The sequence below is a fragment of the Streptomyces sp. NBC_00029 genome (assembly GCF_045160505.1).
Lineage (GTDB): Bacteria > Actinomycetota > Actinomycetes > Streptomycetales > Streptomycetaceae > Streptomyces.
The window spans coordinates 6,192,158-6,208,275 of sequence record NZ_CP108292.1 but is presented as its reverse complement, the minus strand read 5'-3'; the positions used below and the strand labels follow the sequence as shown (position 1 = coordinate 6,208,275).

Here is a 16,118-nt window from a genome sequence, read left to right as displayed (position 1 = left end):
CACGAGGCTATGCCAAGGCATCCGGATCAAGCCGTTAGTTTGATGGCCGGAGCCGGAGGGGGACGCAGGGGTGGAGCGCAGGTCGATCGGGGCGGGGGCACTGAGCGTGGGCGCCATCGGCCTCGGCTGTATGCCGATGAGCTGGGCGTACGCACCCTCGCGGCGGCGGGGGCAGGAGTCCGTGGCCGCCGTGCACACGGCACTGGACCTGGGGTCGAACCTGCTGGACACGGCCGACGTGTACGGGCCGTACACCAATGAGCTGCTGCTCGGGCGGGTGCTGCGGGAACGGCGGTCCGAGGCGTTCGTCTCGGCCAAGGTGGGCCTGCGGGCGGGCGACCAGCACGTGGTCGCGGACGGCCGGCCCGGCTACCTGCGGCGGGCCTGCGACGCATCGCTGCGGCGGCTGCGGACCGAGGTCATAGACCTCTACCAGCTGCACCGGGTGGACCCGGACGTCCCCGTGGAGGAGACCTGGGGCGCCATGGCGGAGCTGGTGGGCGCGGGCAAGGTGCGGGCGCTCGGCTTCTGCGCACTGGGCGCCGGGGCCGGGCCGGGGGCGGGGCGGAGCAGGGACCGGGGGTACCGGACGACCCTGCGGCACCTGGAGCGGCTGCAGCAGGTGTTCCCGGTGAGCGCGGTGCAGGCGGAGCTGTCGGTGTGGTCGCCGGAGGCGGCGTGGCAGCTGCTGCCGTGGTGCGCGGCGCGCGGGGTGGGGTTCCTGGCGGCGATGCCGCTGGGCAGCGGGTTCCTCACGGGGACCCTCACGCCGGGTGAGGGCTTCGAGCCGCAGGACGTGCGGGCCCGGCACCCGTGGTTCACGGCGGAGGCGATGGCCTCGAACCAGGTGCTGCTGGCGGGGCTGCGGCGGGTGGCGCGGCGGCACGGTCCCGAGGTCACGGTCGCGCAGGTGGCGCTGGCGTGGGTGCTGGCGCAAGGGCCCCAGGTGGTGCCGGTGCCGGGGGCCGACCGGGCGTCCTGGGCGGCGGAGAACGCGCGGGCGGCGGAGGTCAGGCTCTCTGCCGGGGACCTGGCAGAGATCGCGGCCCTCCCGGTCGAGGTGGGAGCCTGGGACTGACCCGGGCCGGGGCCGGATCGGGGCCGGATCGGGGCCGGATCGGGGCCCGGGTTCCGGCGCCGATGCGGGCGGCCGGGGCCGAACCACATCCACTCGATCGAGTGTACGAGTGGCGGAACTTCGCGAACTGCCGGAGCTGTTGAGACAGATGGAAGGCAGGATCGGAGGACCGGAAGGGAGCAGGGCGATGCGATACGGAAGTTCTCCCGGGCAGACGGAGTCCGAGGGCGCGGGCGGGCGGCGCCGGGGTGTGCTGGCGGCGCTCGCGCTGGCCGGCTGCGGCGCCCTGCTGGCGGCGGGCTGCTCACCGGAGGGCGCCCCGGGTGCGGGGCCGGGCGGCTCACCACCGGGCACGGCCGCGGCCGGATCCAAGTCACCCGGCCCGTCGGGGAGACCGTCCGCCTCGCCCGAGGCCACGGGTCCGCCGGCGAAGGGGGCGGTGACGGTGACCGGCGAGGTCGCCAAGGGCCTGGAGTCGCCGTGGGGCGTGGCCCCGCTGCCCGACGGGGACCTGCTGGTCGCCTCGCGGGACAAGGGGACGATCAGCAGGGTCGCGGCGGGCTCCGGCGCGGTGACGCAGATCGGCAAGGTGCCGGGGGTGGCTCCTGGCGGCGAGGGCGGGCTGATGGGCCTCGCGCTGTCGCCCGCGTTCGCTTCGGACCGGCTGGTGTATGTGTACTTCACGACCGAGTCCGACAACCGCATCGCCCGGCTGCGTTATGACGAGCAGAGGCCTGCCGGGCAGCAACTGGGCGCGCCGGACACGGTGTTCCGGGGCATTCCCAAGGGTCGCATCCACAACGGCGGCCGGATCGCCTTCGGCCCGGACAAGATGCTCTACGCGGGGACGGGCGAGACCGGTGACACGGGGCTCGCGCAGGACAAGAAGTCGCTGGGCGGCAAGATCCTGCGGATGACCCCGGACGGAGATCCGGTGCACGGCAACCCGGAGGCGGACTCCGTCGTCTACTCCTACGGGCACCGCAATGTGCAGGGCCTCGCCTGGGACAAGGACAAGCGTCTGTGGGCGGCCGAGTTCGGCCAGAACACCTGGGACGAGCTGAATCTGATCGAGCCCGGTGCCAACTACGGCTGGCCCGAGGCCGAGGGGAAGGCGGGCTTGCCCGGTTTCCGGGATCCGGTGGCGGTGTGGAAGCCCGACGAGGCCTCGCCGAGCGGGATCGCCTGGGCCGAGGGTTCGATTTGGATGGCCGGCTTGAGGGGCAAGCGGCTGTGGCGCATCCCGTTGGCCGGTAGTGCGCCGGTGGCGGAGCCCGAGGCCTTCCTGGAAGGTGAGTACGGACGGCTGCGGACGGTGGTGCCCCTCGGCGGGGACCGCATGCTGCTGGTCACGAGCGAGACGGACGGGCGCGGGTCGCCGGAAGCGGCCGACGATCGGATCCTCACCCTCACGGTGCGGTGACCGGCATGTCCCCGGACGGGGACGAAGGGCATGGTGGGCGCGGTGTTCAACCTGATCGAGGAGCTGTTCAACCCGGGACGCAAACACACCGACGAGGAGAAGAAGCGGCTGGAGATGTCCCGGACCGACGTCAATGACAACGATCCGGGACGGGGTCCGATAGACCTCGACTCCGGCAAGGTCCTCATACGCCTGGACGATCAGCCTCCGGGCGGGGGCTGACCGGGGAGGGCTCGGCGAACAGGCGCAGCCGGTGGGCGAGGGCGGCCGCCTCGCCGCGGCCGGTGACACCGAGCTTGGCCAGGATGTTCGAGACGTGCACGCTCGCCGTCTTCGGGGAGATGAAGAGCTCCTCGGCGATCTTCCGGTTGGTGCTGCCGGCCGCCACCAGCCGTAGGACGTCCCGTTCCCGGCTGGTCAGGCCGAGTGCCTCGGCCGGGTCGGTCTCCGGTGCGGGCGGCGGGGCGGCCGGGTCGGCGGCCGTCAGCGGGAGCCGGGCGCGCTGGGCCAGCAGGGCCAGGTCCTCGCGGAGCCTTCGTGCGCCGATGCGCTCGGTGGTGGTGTGGGCCTCGCGGAGCAGGGCGGCCGCGGGCTCCCGGTCACCGGCGGCCAGCAGGGCCTCCGCGTGCCGGTGGCAGGCCTTGGCCAGCAGGTACGGGCGCTCCAGCGGGCGGACGGCCTTCTCGACGCCGGCCCAGTCGGCGACGGTGTCCCGGGCCTCGGCCCGGAGCAGTTCGGCCCGGACGTACTCGGCGTAGGCGGTCCACACCGGGACCGGCGTGGCGAGGGAGTGGGCGGCGGTGCGCAGCACGTCGAGGGCGGCGTCCCGGCCGGCCTCGGCGGCGGGCAGCCCCCGGGCGTCCGCCTCCGCGGTGGCGGCGGCGAGCAGCAGCGGCCAGGCGTAGCGGTGCTGCCCGAGCGGGAATCCGGAGGCGACGGCAGCGGACGTCTCGGTGCGGACGTCGGCGATCCGGCCCTCTTCCGCGGCCACTCCGACCGCGAGGCGGTGGAGCGGTATCCGGTGCTGGGGCTGTGTCTCGTCCGTGCCGAAGTGGGCGTGGGCGGCGGCGAGCTGGTGGGCCGCCTCCGTCGACTCACCGCGGGCCAGGGCCAGATAGGCCAGCCGTGCGGTGGCGGAGCCGCGCGGGGCCGCGCTCTGGCCGACGAGCAGGGTGCGCCGGGCCGCCTCGGCTGCCTCGTCCCAGCGGCCGAGGCTGTAGAGGCTCTCGGCCATGTTCCCGCAGACCCAGGCCTCGCTGTCCAGGAGCCGGGACCTGCGCACCAGTTCGGCCCCTTGTTCGGCCAGTTCCACGGCTTCGCGGGACCGGCCCAGGCTTTCCAACTGAGAGGTGAGGTTGATATGTGCATGCCCTGCCAGCATGGTGAGGCCCAGGCTCGTGGCCCGTTCCCGTACCGCGTGCATTTCGGCGAGGCCGCCCGGGCCGTCGCCGGCGTCGATGAGCAGGGCTCCGGCCGTGATCCGGGCGTTGAGCTCGGTCTCCTCGGCGCCGACCATGCGCGCGTACTCGACCGCGCGTTCGGCGGCGGCGAGGTTGTCGGGGCCCGGCTTGTGGAGCATGCCCCAGCTCGCGGCCCGGACCAGGACCTCGGCGTGCACCTGCGACGGGGGCAGCCCCCGGACGAGCTCCTGCGCCTTGGCTATCTCCTGCCAGCCGTCGCCGCGCCCGAGGCCCGCGATCAGCCGGGAGCGCTCGGTCCAGAACCAGGCGGCCCGCAGGGGTTCGTGGTCGTCCTCCAGCATGCGCAGCGCCGTCTTCGTGATCTTCAGGGCGCGATCGCGCTCCCCGCCGTAGCGCGCCGTGACGGTGGCCTCGGCCAGCAGGTCGAGCCGCTGGAGCGCGGTGGTGGCCGGGTCGCAGCCGCCGGGCGGGTACACCTCGGTGAAGTCCGCCGGGTGGAGGGCGTCGCGGACGTCCTCGGGAGCGCTGTCCCACAGGTCCACGGCCCGCTCCAGCAGGCGCAGTTGCTCGGAGTAGGCGTGCCGGCGCCGGGCCGCGACGGAGGCGGCCAGTACGGCGGGCAGCGCCTTGGCGGGATCGTTCGCCTGGTACCAGTAGCTGGCCAGCCGGATGATCCGCTCCTCGGCACGGACGAGGGTGCCGTCGGCTTCCATGGCCTCGGCGTAGCGGCGGTTGACGCGGGCCCGCTCGCCGGGGAGCAGGTCGTCGCTGACGGCCTCGCGGACCAGCGAGTGCCGGAAGCGGTAGCCGTCGCCGTCGGGGGTGGCGAGCAGGATGTTGGCCCCGACCGCGGCTCTCAGCGCCTCGATCAGCTCGTCCTCGGTGAGCCCGGCGACCGCGCGCAGCAGCGGGTACTCCACGGTGGAGCCGCCCTCGGCGACGATGCGCACCAGGCGCTGGGTCTCGTCGGGGAGCACCTCGACGCGGACGAGGAGGAGGTCGCGCAGGGATTCGGTGAGTCCGGTGCGGCAGCCGCTCTCCTTGGAGGCGACGAGTTCCTCGACGAAGAAGGCGTTGCCGTCGGACCGGTCGAAGACGGAGTCCACGAAGTCCTCGTCGGGCTCCGCGGCGAGGATGCCGGCGAGCTGGCGGCGTACCTCGGCCCGGTTGAAGCGGGACAGTTCGATGCGCCGGACGGTGCGGAGCCGGTCGAGTTCGGCGAGGAGCGGGCGCAGGGGGTGGCGCCGGTGCACGTCGTCCGCGCGGTAGGTGGCGACGATGACGAGGCGGCCGCTGCCGAGGGCGCGGAAGAGGTAGGAGAGCAGGTGCCGGGTGGAGGTGTCCGCCCAGTGCAGGTCCTCCAGGACCAGGACGACGGTCCGGTCGGCGGCGAGGCGCTCCAGCATGCGGGCCGTCAGTTCGAAGAGCCGGGCGGTGCTCTCCTCGTCGTGCGGGCCGCGCGGGGTGTCGCCGAGTTCGGGGAGGATCCGGGCGAGTTCGTCCTCGTGGCCGGCGGCAGCGGCGGCGAGCTCCCCGGGCAGCAGGCGGTGCAGGGTGCGCAGCGCCGTCGAGAAAGGGGCGAAGGGAAGTCCCTCCGCCCCGATCTCCACACAGCCTCCGACGGCGACGACGGCGCCGCGGCGGTCCGCCTCGCAGAGGAACTCCTCGGTGAGGCGGGTCTTGCCGACTCCGGCCTCTCCCCCGACGAGCATCGCCTGCGGCTCCTGGCCCGCGGCGCGGGCCAGTGCGTCGGTGAGTACGGCCAGTTCGTCGGCTCGGCCGACGAACACCGGGCTGACAGATCTGGTCTCCACGTCGCCGAGCATCGCACAGAGGTCCTGCCCGGCGGCACTGGTCGCCGGTGCGCTCATGATCACGCGTGGGGTCACGCGGCGCGGGGCGCGGAGCGGGTGAACCGGCTCCGGAGCGTGCTCACCGGCCTTCGGGGGCCCTGGCCGGGCGAGGAGGCGCGGTGGGCGTTCCCGGCCGCGTGGGCCGTGCGGTATTCGGCAGCCTCGCGGATGAGGTCGGCGCTGCGGACGGCGGTGGCGATTTCGTACTCGAACATCTCGTGCTCCCTGGTCGCGTTTCCCGGACACCTCGTTCGGTGTGATCCAAGATTCGCGTCCCAGGGGGTACCGGCACATCGGTCGCATGCCGCATCTGCCGGGGGCGGGGGGCCTTAGTCCGGGGCCGTGGAGCCCCGGGGCGGTCCGTGCGGACCTAAGGCAGTGCCTAGGCCGTGCCTAGGCGCCCGCGCCCGCCGCCTTGGGGATGGCGAGGAGGAGGTCGAAGTACATGAGGACGAAGAGCAGTACGCCGAGGGCGCCCAGTCCGATGCCGGCCCAGGAGACGGACCGCACCCAGGTCGGGAGGATGCGCTCGGGGCTGCTGAAGGCGGGGAGGGCCAGCACGAAGATGGCGATGATCAGGGCGAGGGCGGAGAAGATGCCGTTCACCATCGCGGTGGTGTGCCACGGGTCGACGAACTGGGCGGCGATCTGCGCATTGGCGTCGGCGGCCTGGCTCAGCTCGAGCCGGGCGGCGACGCTCGCGCGCTCGGACACGATGCCCGCGACCCAACTCCCGCTGAGGGCGACGACACCCAGACCCGCGGCGACGATCGCGGAGGCCGCGGATCCGACGTGGCCGGGCTCCCGGTCCTCGGCGAACGCCTCGTCGTCGAGGTCCGCGTCGGTGACCTCGTCGGTGACGGCGGTGTCGGCCTCGGCCGGCTCGGGGGTCTCGGCCTTGGTGAGGTCGGCCGGGGTGGTGTCCGCCTCGGAGGCGTTCGGGGCGGGGGTCTTCGTGGTGTCCATGCGGGGCACCGTAGGCGCCCTGTCTGAGATTCTTCTGAGAATCCGCGGGCCGTGGCTGCGGACGCGGACTTCGCGGGCCCCGCGCCCGGCGGGGCCCGTGCGGGGATCAGGCGGATCGGGTCGCGGCCCACTCGTGGGCGAGGATCGACCAGACCTCGGTGTCCTGGCGGACCCCGCGGTGGAGGTGGTTCTCCCGCATGACGCCTTCGCGGCTCATGCCGAGGCGTGCGGCCACGGCGAGGCTCTTCTTGTTGCCGGAGGCTGCGTGCCACTCGATGCGGTGCATGCCGCGCTCGCCGAAGGCGTAGTCGATCAGGACCCGGCAGGCCTTGGTGATCAGGCCGCGGCCGGCCGCGTCGGGCTCCAGCCAGCAGCCGATCTCGCAGTTGCCGCTCTCCGCGTCGAACGCCGGGAAGAGGACCCCGCCGACGAGCGTGCCGTCGAGCCGGATGCCGAAGAAGCGCGCACCGTCCTCCCCCGCCTTCACCGCGTACTTGGCCAGCAGGGCCCGGGCGGAGTCGAGGTCGGTGGAGCGGTCCGGGAAGCCGACGTACTGGCCGATGAATTCACGTCCGCGCTCGATGTGCGCGAAGAACTCCTGGGCGTGCCGGGCCTCCAGCGGGAACAACTGGGCGTCTTCGGCGAGATCTATCGAGAACATGCGCGGTCTTCCTTGGGTCTCGGGCGGCGGGTGGCCGGATCACCGGGAGGTGGTGGCGGGCTCGGCGCGGTCCTCGCTCGTGGCGAGGTCCGCGGCGGGCCGCTGCCCGGGAAGTTTCGCATGCGGGCGGTGTTCGGGGGGCTCGATGCTGATCCGGGGCAGGCGCCGGTCGAGCCAGGCGGGCAGCCACCAGTTTGCCCCGCCGAGCATGTGCATCAGGGCCGGGACGAGGAGGGTGCGCAGCACGAAGGCGTCGAGGGCGACGGCGGCGGCGAGCGCGATGCCGAACATCGCGATGATCCGGTCGCCGCTGAGTACGAAGGCCAGGAACACGGAGATCATGATGACGGCGGCCGAGTTGATGACCCGGCTGGTCTCGGCGAGGCCCACGCGCACGGCCCGCCGGTTGTCACCGGTCTCCAGCCACTCCTCGTACATCCGGCTGACGAGGAAGACCTGGTAGTCCATCGACAGCCCGAAGAGGACGGACACCATGATCACGGGCAGGAAGGGTTCGATCGGCCCGGCGCTGCCCAGGCCCAGCAGCTCGCTGCCCCAGCCCCATTGGAAGATCGCGACCACGACGCCGAAGGAGGAGGCGACGGCGGCGATGTTCATGGCCGCCGCCTTCAGCGGGATGCCGATGGACCGGAAGGCCAGCAGCAGGAGCACGCAGCCGAGGGCGACGACCACGCCGACGAAGAGCGGCAGCTTGCCGATGATGACCTCGGCGAAGTCGTCGTAGGCGGCCGTCACGCCGCCGACGTGGATCTCCATGGAATTGCCCTGCCCGGCAACCGGGATGACGTCCTGGCGGAGCCTGTCGACGAGGTCGCTCGTGGCCCGGGACTGCGGGGCGGAGTCCGGTACGACGGTCAGGACGGCGGTGTCGCCGCTGCGGTTGAGGACGGCGGGGCCGGTGGAGGCGACGCCCTCGGCCGTACGGAGCGCCTGTGCCAGCCGGTCGACGGCGAGCCGGTCGCCGGCGCCGTCGAGCCGGGCGACGACGGTCAGCGGGCCGTTGGTACCGGGACCGAACCCCTGCGCCAGCAGGTCGTAGGCCTGCCGGGTGGTGGAGGTGGCCGGGTTGTTGCCCTGGTCGGACGTGCCCAGGTGGAGGGAGAGGGTGGGCACGGCCAGTACCAGCATGACCGCGGTGGCGATGACGCCCAGCAGCTTGGGGTGCCGTTCGACGAAAGCGGACCAGCGGACGGCGAAGCCGGAGGTCTGCTCGGGGGCCGGGCCCTCGGCGGCGAGCCTGCGGCGTTCGCGACGCGAGAGGGCGCGGGTGCCGATGTACGAGAGGAGGGCGGGCAGCAGGGTGACCGAGGCGGCGACCGTCAGGACCACCGTCACGGAGGCCGCTATCGCGACGCCGTCCAGGAACTTCAGCCGCAGCACCAGCATGCCGAGCAGGGCTATGCAGACGGTGGCACCGGCGAAGACGACGGCCCGGCCGGTGGTGGCGACGGCGTTCGCGGCCGCCTCCTCGACGGTGCTGCCCCGTGCCAGGGCCTTGCGGTGCCGGGTGACGATGAACAGCGCGTAGTCGATGCCGACGCCGAGGCCGATGAGGGTGCCGAGCATCGGGGCGAAGTCGGCGACCGGCATCGCGTGCCCGAGGAGGGTGATGCCGAAGTAGGCGGTGCCCACGCTGACCAGGGCGGTCGCGATGGGCAGCAGGCTCGCGGCGAGCGAGCCGAAGGCGAGGAAGAGGACCAGGGCGGCGACGGCGACGCCGATGACCTCGGCCAGGTGCGCAGTGGGGGCCTCGGTGAGCTGGATGGCGCGGCCGCCCAGTTCGACCTGGAGACCGCCGGTCTCGGTGGTGGGGTTCTTCGCGGCGTCGACGACCGCCCGGGCCTGGGCCTTGGGGACGGAGTCCGCCTGCCGGTCGAAGGTCACCACGGCGTAGGCGGTGCGCCCGTCGGGGCTGATCCGTGCGGCGTTCTCGGGGCCCGGACCGTAGGGTCCGGCGACCGATCCGACGCCGGGGAGCCCGGCGACGGCCTCGAGCGCGCGGGTCATGCGCCGTTCCGTGTCCGGGGTGCGCACGCTCTGCCCGTCCGGGGCCCGCCACACGATGGTGTCGGTGTCCCCGCCCTGGCCGTGGAAGCCCTCGCGCAGGAGGGCGTTCGCCTTGCCGGACTCGGTGCCGGGGACCTCGTAGTCGTTGGAGAACGCCGACCCGGTGGTCGCCGCGGCCGCTGCGGTCGCGCCGAGTGCGAGCAGCCAGATCAGGACGGCGAGGAGGCGATGGCGCATGCACCAGCGTGCTATTACAGCCAACGGACGTGCTCCCTGGTGGTTCGGGTCTTTACCGGGGGCAGCCCGTCGCAAAGAACGCATGAACGCGTGAAGGCCCGGCCGAGGGGCCCGGGGGATCACCCCGGCAGGTTCGGCACAGATGGTCTACACCCTGCACGATCTCAGCGTTTCGTGATCGTTGGCCCCTTTCGTGTGCATCGTCACAGCACGGGGCTGCCCGCGGGCTCGGCCTCCCCCTGCCGCTGCCCCTGCCCCTCGGGCTCGGCCTCCGCGTGCCCCTCGGCCTCGGCCTCCGCGTGCCCCTCGGGCTCGTCCACCCGGTACCCGGGGATCGAGGGCCAGCGGACGGTGAGGACCACGGCGTCCTCCTCGGCGTACCAGGAGTGGTCGACGCCGCGCCCCCAGAGCACGTAGTCCCCCTGCTCGGCGAGGACGACGGTGCGGCCGGGGAACTCCAGCCGGAAGCGTCCGCTGATCAGCACCAGCAGCGCGGTGCGCCTCTCGGCGGTCGCCCACCGCTCCCGCTGGTCACCCTTCGGGTGAACCCCCCATTTGATCTCCACGTCCTCGCTGTGACGGGGATCGGAGGGGTCCTTGAAGTGACCGAGGAGCCAGCCACGGTCGGCCGCGGCGTCGGGGGTGGCCTTACCGGTGTAGATGGCGGAGTCGTGATGCACGGGGGTGAGGCTAATGCAGTTGTGGTGACTGCCGGGACACTGGTGAGCTGGGCCTATGACGATCGGTCTTGATGAACTGCTGAAGGTGCGCGCCCGGTTCGACGCCGAGGTGCGCGAGGGTGCGCAGGCGGACGCCCCGCACGCGAGCGTGGAGCGGGCGGGGGCCGTCGTACGGCACACCGTGCCCGGGCTCGGCTGGAACGCCGTGCTCTGGTCGGACCTCGACGAGGAGACGGCGGACGCGGAGATCGCTGCGCAGGTGGCGTTCTTCGAGGGGCGCGGGTGCCCGGAGTTCGAGTGGAAGCTGTACGGCCACGACGGTCCGGCGGACCTCGGGGACCGGCTGAGGGCGGCGGGCTTCGTGCCGGAGCCGCCCGAGACGCTGATGGTGGGCCTGACGTCCGAGCTCGCGAAGCTGCCGGTGGAACCGCCGGAGGGCATCACGCTGCGGGTGGTGACGGACGAGGCCGGCGTCGACCTGATGATGGAGGTCCACGCGGGCGCCTTCGGGACGGAGCGGCCGCGGATCCGGGAGCAGCTGCTCAGCCGGCTGCTCGAGGAGCCGGACACCATCGCCGCGGTGCTCGCCATGGCGGGCGGGACCCCGGTGAGCGCGGCCCGGATGGAGATGCGGCCGGGCACGTCCTTCGCAGGCCTCTGGGGCGGCGGCACGCTCCCGCAGTGGCGGGGCCGGGGCATCTACCGGCTGCTGGTCGCCCACCGCGCCCGCCTGGCGGCGGAGCTGGGGATCCCGTACCTGCAGGTGGACGCCTCCGACGACAGCCGCCCGATCCTGGAACGGCTGGGCTTCGGGGTGCTGGGCGTGACGGTGCCGTACCTGTGGACCGCCCCCCGGGCCGCATCCGGCGGATCTTGTCGGGCCCTGGGGTGAGCGGCAGGATCGCCTCATGGAACGCATCAGCCCGCCCCTGACCGGCGACGAACGCGAGACCCTCCGGACCTTCCTCGACTACCACCGGGCCACCCTGGCCCTGAAGTGCGAGGGGCTCACCGACGAGCAGCTGCGCCGCGCGTCGATGCCACCGTCCACGCTGTCCCTGCTGGGGCTGGTCCGGCACATGGCCGAGGTCGAGAGGCACTGGTTCCGCCGCGTCCTGGGCGGCGAGGACCTGCCCCACCGGTGGTCGGACACCCACGACTTCCAGGCCGCCTACGACGCCTCGGGGGCCACCCGGGCCGAGGCGTTCACCGCCTGGGAGGAGGAGGTCGGGCACGCCCGCCGCATCGAGGCAGCCGCCGGGTCCCTGGACGTGACGGCGTACGTGCCGAGCTGGCAGGAGGAGGCCTCGCTGCGCCTGGTGATGCTCCACCTCATCCACGAGTACGCCCGTCACAACGGCCACGCCGACTTCCTGCGCGAGGGCATCGACGGCACCACCGGCGCGTAGGTCCTGCGGGTGCGTGTCGCGGAGGGCTGCTCTAGCGTCGGACGGAGGAGGGGATTTCCCTGCCGAGCCGGTCCGGGCCGGGGACCCGGGCCCTGCGGCCGCACGGCGGCCGCGTGCGCCCGGCGCAGTTCCCACGCGGATCCGGCGCCTTCCGGTCCCGGGCCGCGCGACGATCCCGGAGAGCAGGTGCGTCCATGCGCACGTCGACCCGTATCGCAGGTGTCCTCAGCGGCCTGGCCCTCGTACTCGGTGGCGCGGCCTTCACGGCCCCCGCCGCCCACGCGGACGTCTCGGCCTGCATCAACCAGGTCGAGCGGGAGCTACAGGGCGGCGAGGCCCCGGAAGCGGTCCGCACGGCGTGTTCCGTCGGCTACTCCGGCGAGCACGAGGAGTGCGTGAGCGGCCTCACCAAGAGCGGTGTGACCAACGGAACCGCGGTGAGCGCCTGCAAGGTGTCCGTCCAGTAGCCGCAGCCGGGCCCGGACCCACCGGCCTGCCGACGTACCGAACCGGCGGCCCCCTTCTCCTGCCCGTCCGGCACCGTGCGGTGCCGGACGGACCGCGGAAGGGGGCTCCCGGTTCGGCCTCAGGCCGCCGGCCGCCAGTACCCCAGCGCGTTCACCCGGTGCTTGGGCAGTGCGAGGTCCTTGCGCAGGTACGCCGTCAGGGCGCGCGTCGTCGCCGTGTCGCACGCCAGCCAGACGTACGCCGACTCCGGGTCCCCGGCCAGCTCGGGAAGCTCGGCCCGCACCCGGTCGGCCAGGGCCGTACCGTCGCGCCGCACCCGGCGGATGTCGTGCCGGCCCTGCTCCACCCGCATCGGCAACTGCTCGTCCGAGTCGTGCTGCGTCTCGAACCAGATGGTCGCCGGGGTCTGCGGGTACGTGTCCAGCAGCGAGTTGATCGCCGGGAGGGACGCCGGGTCCCCGATGACGAGCAGGCGCTCCGGGGCCGGCGCGGGGGCCGTGAATCCGGTTCCCTGGACGGTGGCGTCTATCGTGTCGCCCGGCTTCGCGTCGCGCGCCCAGGCACTGGCGACCCCGTCGTGCAGGGCGAACTCGAAGCTGAAGGTGCCCGCTTCGGGGTCCGGGTCCACCAGGGTGTACGCCCGCTGGTGCGGCTTGCCCGCACCCTGGAACCAGACGCGCACCCACATCGTCGGATGCAGTGACTCACCGGCGGCCGCCAGCAGCCCGCCGTCCGTGAAGCTCACGCGGCGGTAGTTCCCTGTGAGGTCTTCCGCTCCCGTCACCGTGAACGTGAAGTCCTTGCCCCGCATGAGCTTGAGGACCACGCCCTCCCAGCCCTTGCCGACCGCCATGTCCAACCCCTCCCCTAGCGCCCCTATAGTTAGGTCAGCCTAACCTAAACGCACGTCGGGGAAGAGTGTGAGCAGCGTGAGCAGTGCCAGCAGCGAGAGCGGCGACGCGCAGTCGTACGCAACGGACCGGAGCGAGCCCCCTGTGGAGACCCCGGAATCCTACGGTGTCTACCGCGACCAGTGGGGCGTGCCCCACCTGCGCGCTGTCGACGAACTCCGGCTCGTCCACGCCCAGGGCCGCGTGACCGCCTACGACCGCGCCTGGCAGCTGGAGGTCGAACGGCACCGCGCGGAGGGTTCCAGCGCCTCCTTCCTCGGTGCGGACGCCGTCACCTGGGACCGCTTCGCCCGCCAGTCCCGGCTGGCCGACACGGCCCGCCGCTGCTACGGGGCCATGGAGGCCGACGACCCCGCCACCGCCGCCTGGGTCCGCGCCTACGTGGACGGGGTCAACGAGGGGCTCGCCGCCGGCGCCGCCCGCGACGAACGCTTCGCGCGCACCGGCCTCGCCCCCACCCCCTGGGAGCCGTGGGTCCCGCTCGCCATCTGGATCGCCACGCACATCCTGTTCGCCGGCTTCGCCACCAAGCTGTGGCGCGAGCGCGTCGCCCGCGCCCTCGGCGACGAGGCGGTCACCCTCTTCGCCACGGACGGCCCCGGCACCGCCGGCAGCAACGGCTGGCTGGTCCCGGGCGACCGCACCACCACCGGCTCGGCGATCATCGCCGGCGACCCGCACCGGTTCATCGAGGACCCGGGCGTCTACCAGCAGATACGTCTCTCCTGCCCGGAATACGACGTGATCGGCCTCGCCGTCCCCGGCGTCCCCGGCCTCGGCCACTTCGGGCACACCGGGACCGCCGCCTGGGCCATCACCAACGCGATGTCCGACTACCAGGACCTGTACGTCGAGCAGTTGCGCCGGGAGGACGACGGCACCGTCCGGGCTCTCGGTACGGACGGCGTCTGGGAGCCCGTCTCCCGCCACACCGAGACCATCACCGTCGCCGACGGCGACGACGTCGAGGTGGAGGTCCTGGAGACCCCCCGCGGCCCCGTGATCATCCACGCGGACGGCGACCTCGGGGCGGACGTGCACGCCGACGTCGAGGGCCACGCCGACGGCAGCGCCCAGACCCTCTCCCTGCGCTACCCGCCCCGGGTCCGCCTGGACCTCGGCTTCGCGGCCCTTCCCGCGCTGCTGCGGGCCCGCACCGTCGCCGACATCGACCGCGCCTTCGACCGCTGGGCCGAGCCGGTCAACGTCGTCCACGCCGCCGACACCGAGGGCGGCCTGCTGCACCGCGTCGCGGGCGCCGTGCCGCTGCGCCACCGCACCAACCGGCTGCGCCCCGTGCCCGCCTGGGACCCGCAGCACGACTGGCAGGGCTGGGCCCCGACCCCCGTCGAGCCGGTGCAGGGCTTCGCCGTCATGGCGAACGCGCGCGGGATCGCCTCCCCGCTCGGCGTGGAGTTCGCGCCCCCGCACCGCGCCAACCGCATCCGCGAGCTGCTCAGCGGCTCCGCGGACTGGTCCCCGAAGGCGATGGCCGACGTACACCGGGACACGCACCTGGCCTCGGCGGCTCCGCTGCTCGCCCTGCTGCCCGGGTTCGAGGACCTGACCCCGGCGGCGCAGGCCCTGCGCACCCGGCTGCTCGCCTGGGACCGGCACATGGCGGCCGACAGCACCGACGCCACCGTCTTCTCGGCCTTCCGCAGCGCGACCGTACGCCGCTTCGCCGCCGACCCCGTCTTCGAAGGACTGTGGGGGGCTCCCACCGGCCCGGCCGTCTTCCACCCCTGGCTGTACCTGGTCCCGCGGATCGGCTACGCCCTCGAAGGCCTGCTCACCACCTCCCTCGTCCCCGGTCTCGACCGTGCCGCGCACGTCCGGGCCGCGCTGGAGGAGACGGCCGCGGCCGGCACCCCCGACACCGCCTGGTCGCAGGTCCACCGCCTCACCCCCTGGCAGGCCGTGCCCGACCGGGAGCCCGTGGAGTGGCCCGGCCTCGGCGGGGACCACGACTGCGTGAACGCCACCTCCGCCGTTCCCGGCTTCACCGACCTCACCGCCCGCGCATCGGCGGCGCGTTACGTCTGGGACCTCGCCCGCCGCGAGGACAGCCTCTGGGCGGTCCCGCTGGGCGCGGACGGCGTCACCGGTTCCCCCCACCACCGCGACCAGCTGCCCCTGTGGGCACAGTGCGAACTCGTCCCCGTCGTCACCGACTGGACCCGTCTCACCAAGGAATCGATATGACCTCCGCCCCCTCCGTCGGACAGCCCGTGCACACCCAGGTCGTCGAGGGCTTCGGCACCATCACCATCACCCCCGTCGACCCGGCCGCCGACTCCGCGCTGATCCACAGCTGGGTCACGCAGGAGCGCGCCCGCTTCTGGGGCATGGGCGAGGCCAGCCGCGAACTGGTCCAGGAGATCTACGAGGACGTCGACCGCCGCACCACCCACCACGCCTACATGGTCGGCCGCGACGGCGAGCAGGTCGCGCTGTTCCAGACGTACGACTGCGCCGAGGACCGGGTCAGCGAGTGCTATGAGGTCCAGCCCGGGGACGTCGGCGTGCACCTGCTGATCGGCCCGACCGAGGGGGCGGCCGAGCCCGGCTTCACCGGGTTCCTGATGACCGCGTTCATCGGGTTCGTGTTCTCCGACGGCGTCGCGCGCCGCGTGGTCGTGGAGCCGGACGCCCGCAACACCAAGGCCATCGCCCGTATGGAACGCACCGGGTTCGTCCTGGGGCCGGAGGTCGTGCTCCCGGAGATCGACCTGCCCGAGGTCTACCTCCCGGCCAAGCCGGCCCGGCTGGCCTTCTTCACCGCTCCGGGGGCGGCGCCGGCAGCCGGCTGACCGGAACCTCCTCTTCGACCGGGCGTCCGGCGAACGGATGCCGCCCACCGGGCGGTTCCACGAGCCGGGCGCCCGGCGGCGTGTCCGGGGCCGGGGGCGACGGCGGTCCCGGAGACCGCCGCCCGGCAGCCGGTGGCCCGCCTACAAGAGGGTGAACCGCGACGGGGATT

The 16,118-nt window shown here is 73.4% G+C and carries 15 protein-coding genes; 8 read left to right on the top strand and 7 right to left on the bottom strand.

Features of this window, described 5'->3' with window-relative positions; translation table 11 throughout:
* The first annotated feature begins 70 nt into the window (after positions 1-70).
* The 3 genes from OG753_RS29150 (at position 71) to OG753_RS29140 (ending at position 2,723) form a co-directional block, all read left to right on the top strand.
* Positions 71-1,078: an aldo/keto reductase gene (locus tag OG753_RS29150; protein WP_405790742.1), complete on the top strand. Its 1,008-nt coding sequence runs from the start codon at positions 71-73 to the stop codon at positions 1,076-1,078.
* A gap of 187 nt (positions 1,079-1,265) precedes the next feature.
* Complete coding sequence (locus OG753_RS29145) at positions 1,266-2,501, top strand: PQQ-dependent sugar dehydrogenase (protein ID WP_405790740.1); 1,236 nt, start codon at positions 1,266-1,268, stop codon at positions 2,499-2,501.
* 30 nt (positions 2,502-2,531) lie between these two features.
* On the top strand, positions 2,532-2,723 hold the full coding sequence (locus tag OG753_RS29140; RefSeq protein ID WP_405790738.1) for a DUF6191 domain-containing protein: 192 nt from the start codon (positions 2,532-2,534) through the stop codon (positions 2,721-2,723).
* On the opposite strand, the gene OG753_RS29135 is transcribed toward OG753_RS29140, so the two are convergent.
* From OG753_RS29135 to OG753_RS29110, 6 genes are all read right to left on the bottom strand, one after another.
* Positions 2,686-5,748: an AAA family ATPase gene (locus OG753_RS29135; protein ID WP_405792851.1), complete on the bottom strand. Its 3,063-nt coding sequence runs from the start codon at positions 5,746-5,748 to the stop codon at positions 2,686-2,688. The two genes, OG753_RS29140 and OG753_RS29135, sit on opposite strands and share 38 nt — an antisense overlap.
* Positions 5,749-5,807: 59 nt before the next feature.
* A complete protein-coding gene (locus OG753_RS29130) occupies positions 5,808-5,990 on the bottom strand; it encodes a hypothetical protein (RefSeq protein WP_327264585.1) in 183 nt (60 codons plus the stop codon).
* Between the two features lie 178 nt (positions 5,991-6,168).
* A complete protein-coding gene (locus OG753_RS29125; protein WP_405790736.1) occupies positions 6,169-6,741 on the bottom strand; it encodes a hypothetical protein in 573 nt (190 codons plus the stop codon).
* Between the two features lie 106 nt (positions 6,742-6,847).
* Positions 6,848-7,402, bottom strand: a complete 555-nt coding sequence (locus tag OG753_RS29120; protein ID WP_327264583.1) for a GNAT family protein — start codon at positions 7,400-7,402, stop codon at positions 6,848-6,850.
* A gap of 39 nt (positions 7,403-7,441) precedes the next feature.
* On the bottom strand, positions 7,442-9,691 hold the full coding sequence (locus OG753_RS29115) for an MMPL family transporter (protein WP_405790734.1): 2,250 nt from the start codon (positions 9,689-9,691) through the stop codon (positions 7,442-7,444).
* Between the two features lie 179 nt (positions 9,692-9,870).
* Positions 9,871-10,347 carry a signal peptidase I gene (locus OG753_RS29110; protein WP_327264581.1) on the bottom strand — a complete coding sequence of 159 codons (477 nt, stop codon included), beginning with the start codon at positions 10,345-10,347 and terminating at the stop codon, positions 9,871-9,873.
* Positions 10,348-10,402: 55 nt separating this feature from the next.
* On the opposite strand from OG753_RS29110, the gene OG753_RS29105 reads away from it, so the two are divergent.
* The 3 genes from OG753_RS29105 (at position 10,403) to OG753_RS29095 (ending at position 12,223) form a co-directional block, all read left to right on the top strand.
* Positions 10,403-11,239 carry a GNAT family N-acetyltransferase gene (locus OG753_RS29105; RefSeq protein ID WP_327264580.1) on the top strand — a complete coding sequence of 279 codons (837 nt, stop codon included), beginning with the start codon at positions 10,403-10,405 and terminating at the stop codon, positions 11,237-11,239.
* A gap of 16 nt (positions 11,240-11,255) precedes the next feature.
* On the top strand, positions 11,256-11,756 hold the full coding sequence (locus OG753_RS29100) for a DinB family protein (RefSeq protein WP_327264579.1): 501 nt from the start codon (positions 11,256-11,258) through the stop codon (positions 11,754-11,756).
* A 194-nt stretch (positions 11,757-11,950) separates the two neighbouring features.
* The gene (locus OG753_RS29095) at positions 11,951-12,223 is read left to right on the top strand and encodes a hypothetical protein (protein WP_405790731.1); all 273 of its coding nucleotides are present in this window, start codon (positions 11,951-11,953) and stop codon (positions 12,221-12,223) included.
* Positions 12,224-12,342: 119 nt separating this feature from the next.
* On the opposite strand, the gene OG753_RS29090 is transcribed toward OG753_RS29095, so the two are convergent.
* Positions 12,343-13,077, bottom strand: coding sequence for a siderophore-interacting protein (locus tag OG753_RS29090; protein WP_327264577.1), 735 nt, complete (start codon positions 13,075-13,077; stop codon positions 12,343-12,345).
* A 142-nt stretch (positions 13,078-13,219) separates the two neighbouring features.
* Here OG753_RS29090 and OG753_RS29085 point away from each other — a divergent pair, with 142 nt between their 5' ends.
* On the top strand, positions 13,220-15,340 hold the full coding sequence (locus tag OG753_RS29085; protein WP_405792849.1) for a penicillin acylase family protein: 2,121 nt from the start codon (positions 13,220-13,222) through the stop codon (positions 15,338-15,340).
* The gene (locus tag OG753_RS29080) at positions 15,337-15,948 is read left to right on the top strand and encodes a GNAT family N-acetyltransferase (RefSeq protein WP_327264576.1); all 612 of its coding nucleotides are present in this window, start codon (positions 15,337-15,339) and stop codon (positions 15,946-15,948) included. Before OG753_RS29085 ends, OG753_RS29080 begins: the two co-directional genes overlap by 4 nt.
* The last annotated feature ends 170 nt before the right edge of the window (positions 15,949-16,118 follow it).

Excerpts from the sequence above, each read along its gene's own strand:
- OG753_RS29105 (WP_327264580.1), top strand. The coding sequence starts at position 10,403 with ATGACGATCGGTCTTGATGAACTGCTGAAGGTGCGCGCCCGGTTCGAC.
- OG753_RS29145 (WP_405790740.1), top strand. The coding sequence starts at position 1,266 with ATGCGATACGGAAGTTCTCCCGGGCAGACGGAGTCCGAGGGCGCGGGC.
- OG753_RS29120 (WP_327264583.1), bottom strand. The coding sequence starts at position 7,402 with ATGTTCTCGATAGATCTCGCCGAAGACGCCCAGTTGTTCCCGCTGGAG.
- OG753_RS29130 (WP_327264585.1), bottom strand. The coding sequence starts at position 5,990 with ATGTTCGAGTACGAAATCGCCACCGCCGTCCGCAGCGCCGACCTCATC.
- OG753_RS29100 (WP_327264579.1), top strand. The coding sequence starts at position 11,256 with ATGGAACGCATCAGCCCGCCCCTGACCGGCGACGAACGCGAGACCCTC.
- OG753_RS29140 (WP_405790738.1), top strand. The coding sequence starts at position 2,532 with ATGGTGGGCGCGGTGTTCAACCTGATCGAGGAGCTGTTCAACCCGGGA.
- OG753_RS29080 (WP_327264576.1), top strand. The coding sequence starts at position 15,337 with ATGACCTCCGCCCCCTCCGTCGGACAGCCCGTGCACACCCAGGTCGTC.
- OG753_RS29135 (WP_405792851.1), bottom strand. The coding sequence starts at position 5,748 with ATGCTCGGCGACGTGGAGACCAGATCTGTCAGCCCGGTGTTCGTCGGC.
- OG753_RS29125 (WP_405790736.1), bottom strand. The coding sequence starts at position 6,741 with ATGGACACCACGAAGACCCCCGCCCCGAACGCCTCCGAGGCGGACACC.
- OG753_RS29095 (WP_405790731.1), top strand. The coding sequence starts at position 11,951 with ATGCGCACGTCGACCCGTATCGCAGGTGTCCTCAGCGGCCTGGCCCTC.
- OG753_RS29090 (WP_327264577.1), bottom strand. The coding sequence starts at position 13,077 with ATGGCGGTCGGCAAGGGCTGGGAGGGCGTGGTCCTCAAGCTCATGCGG.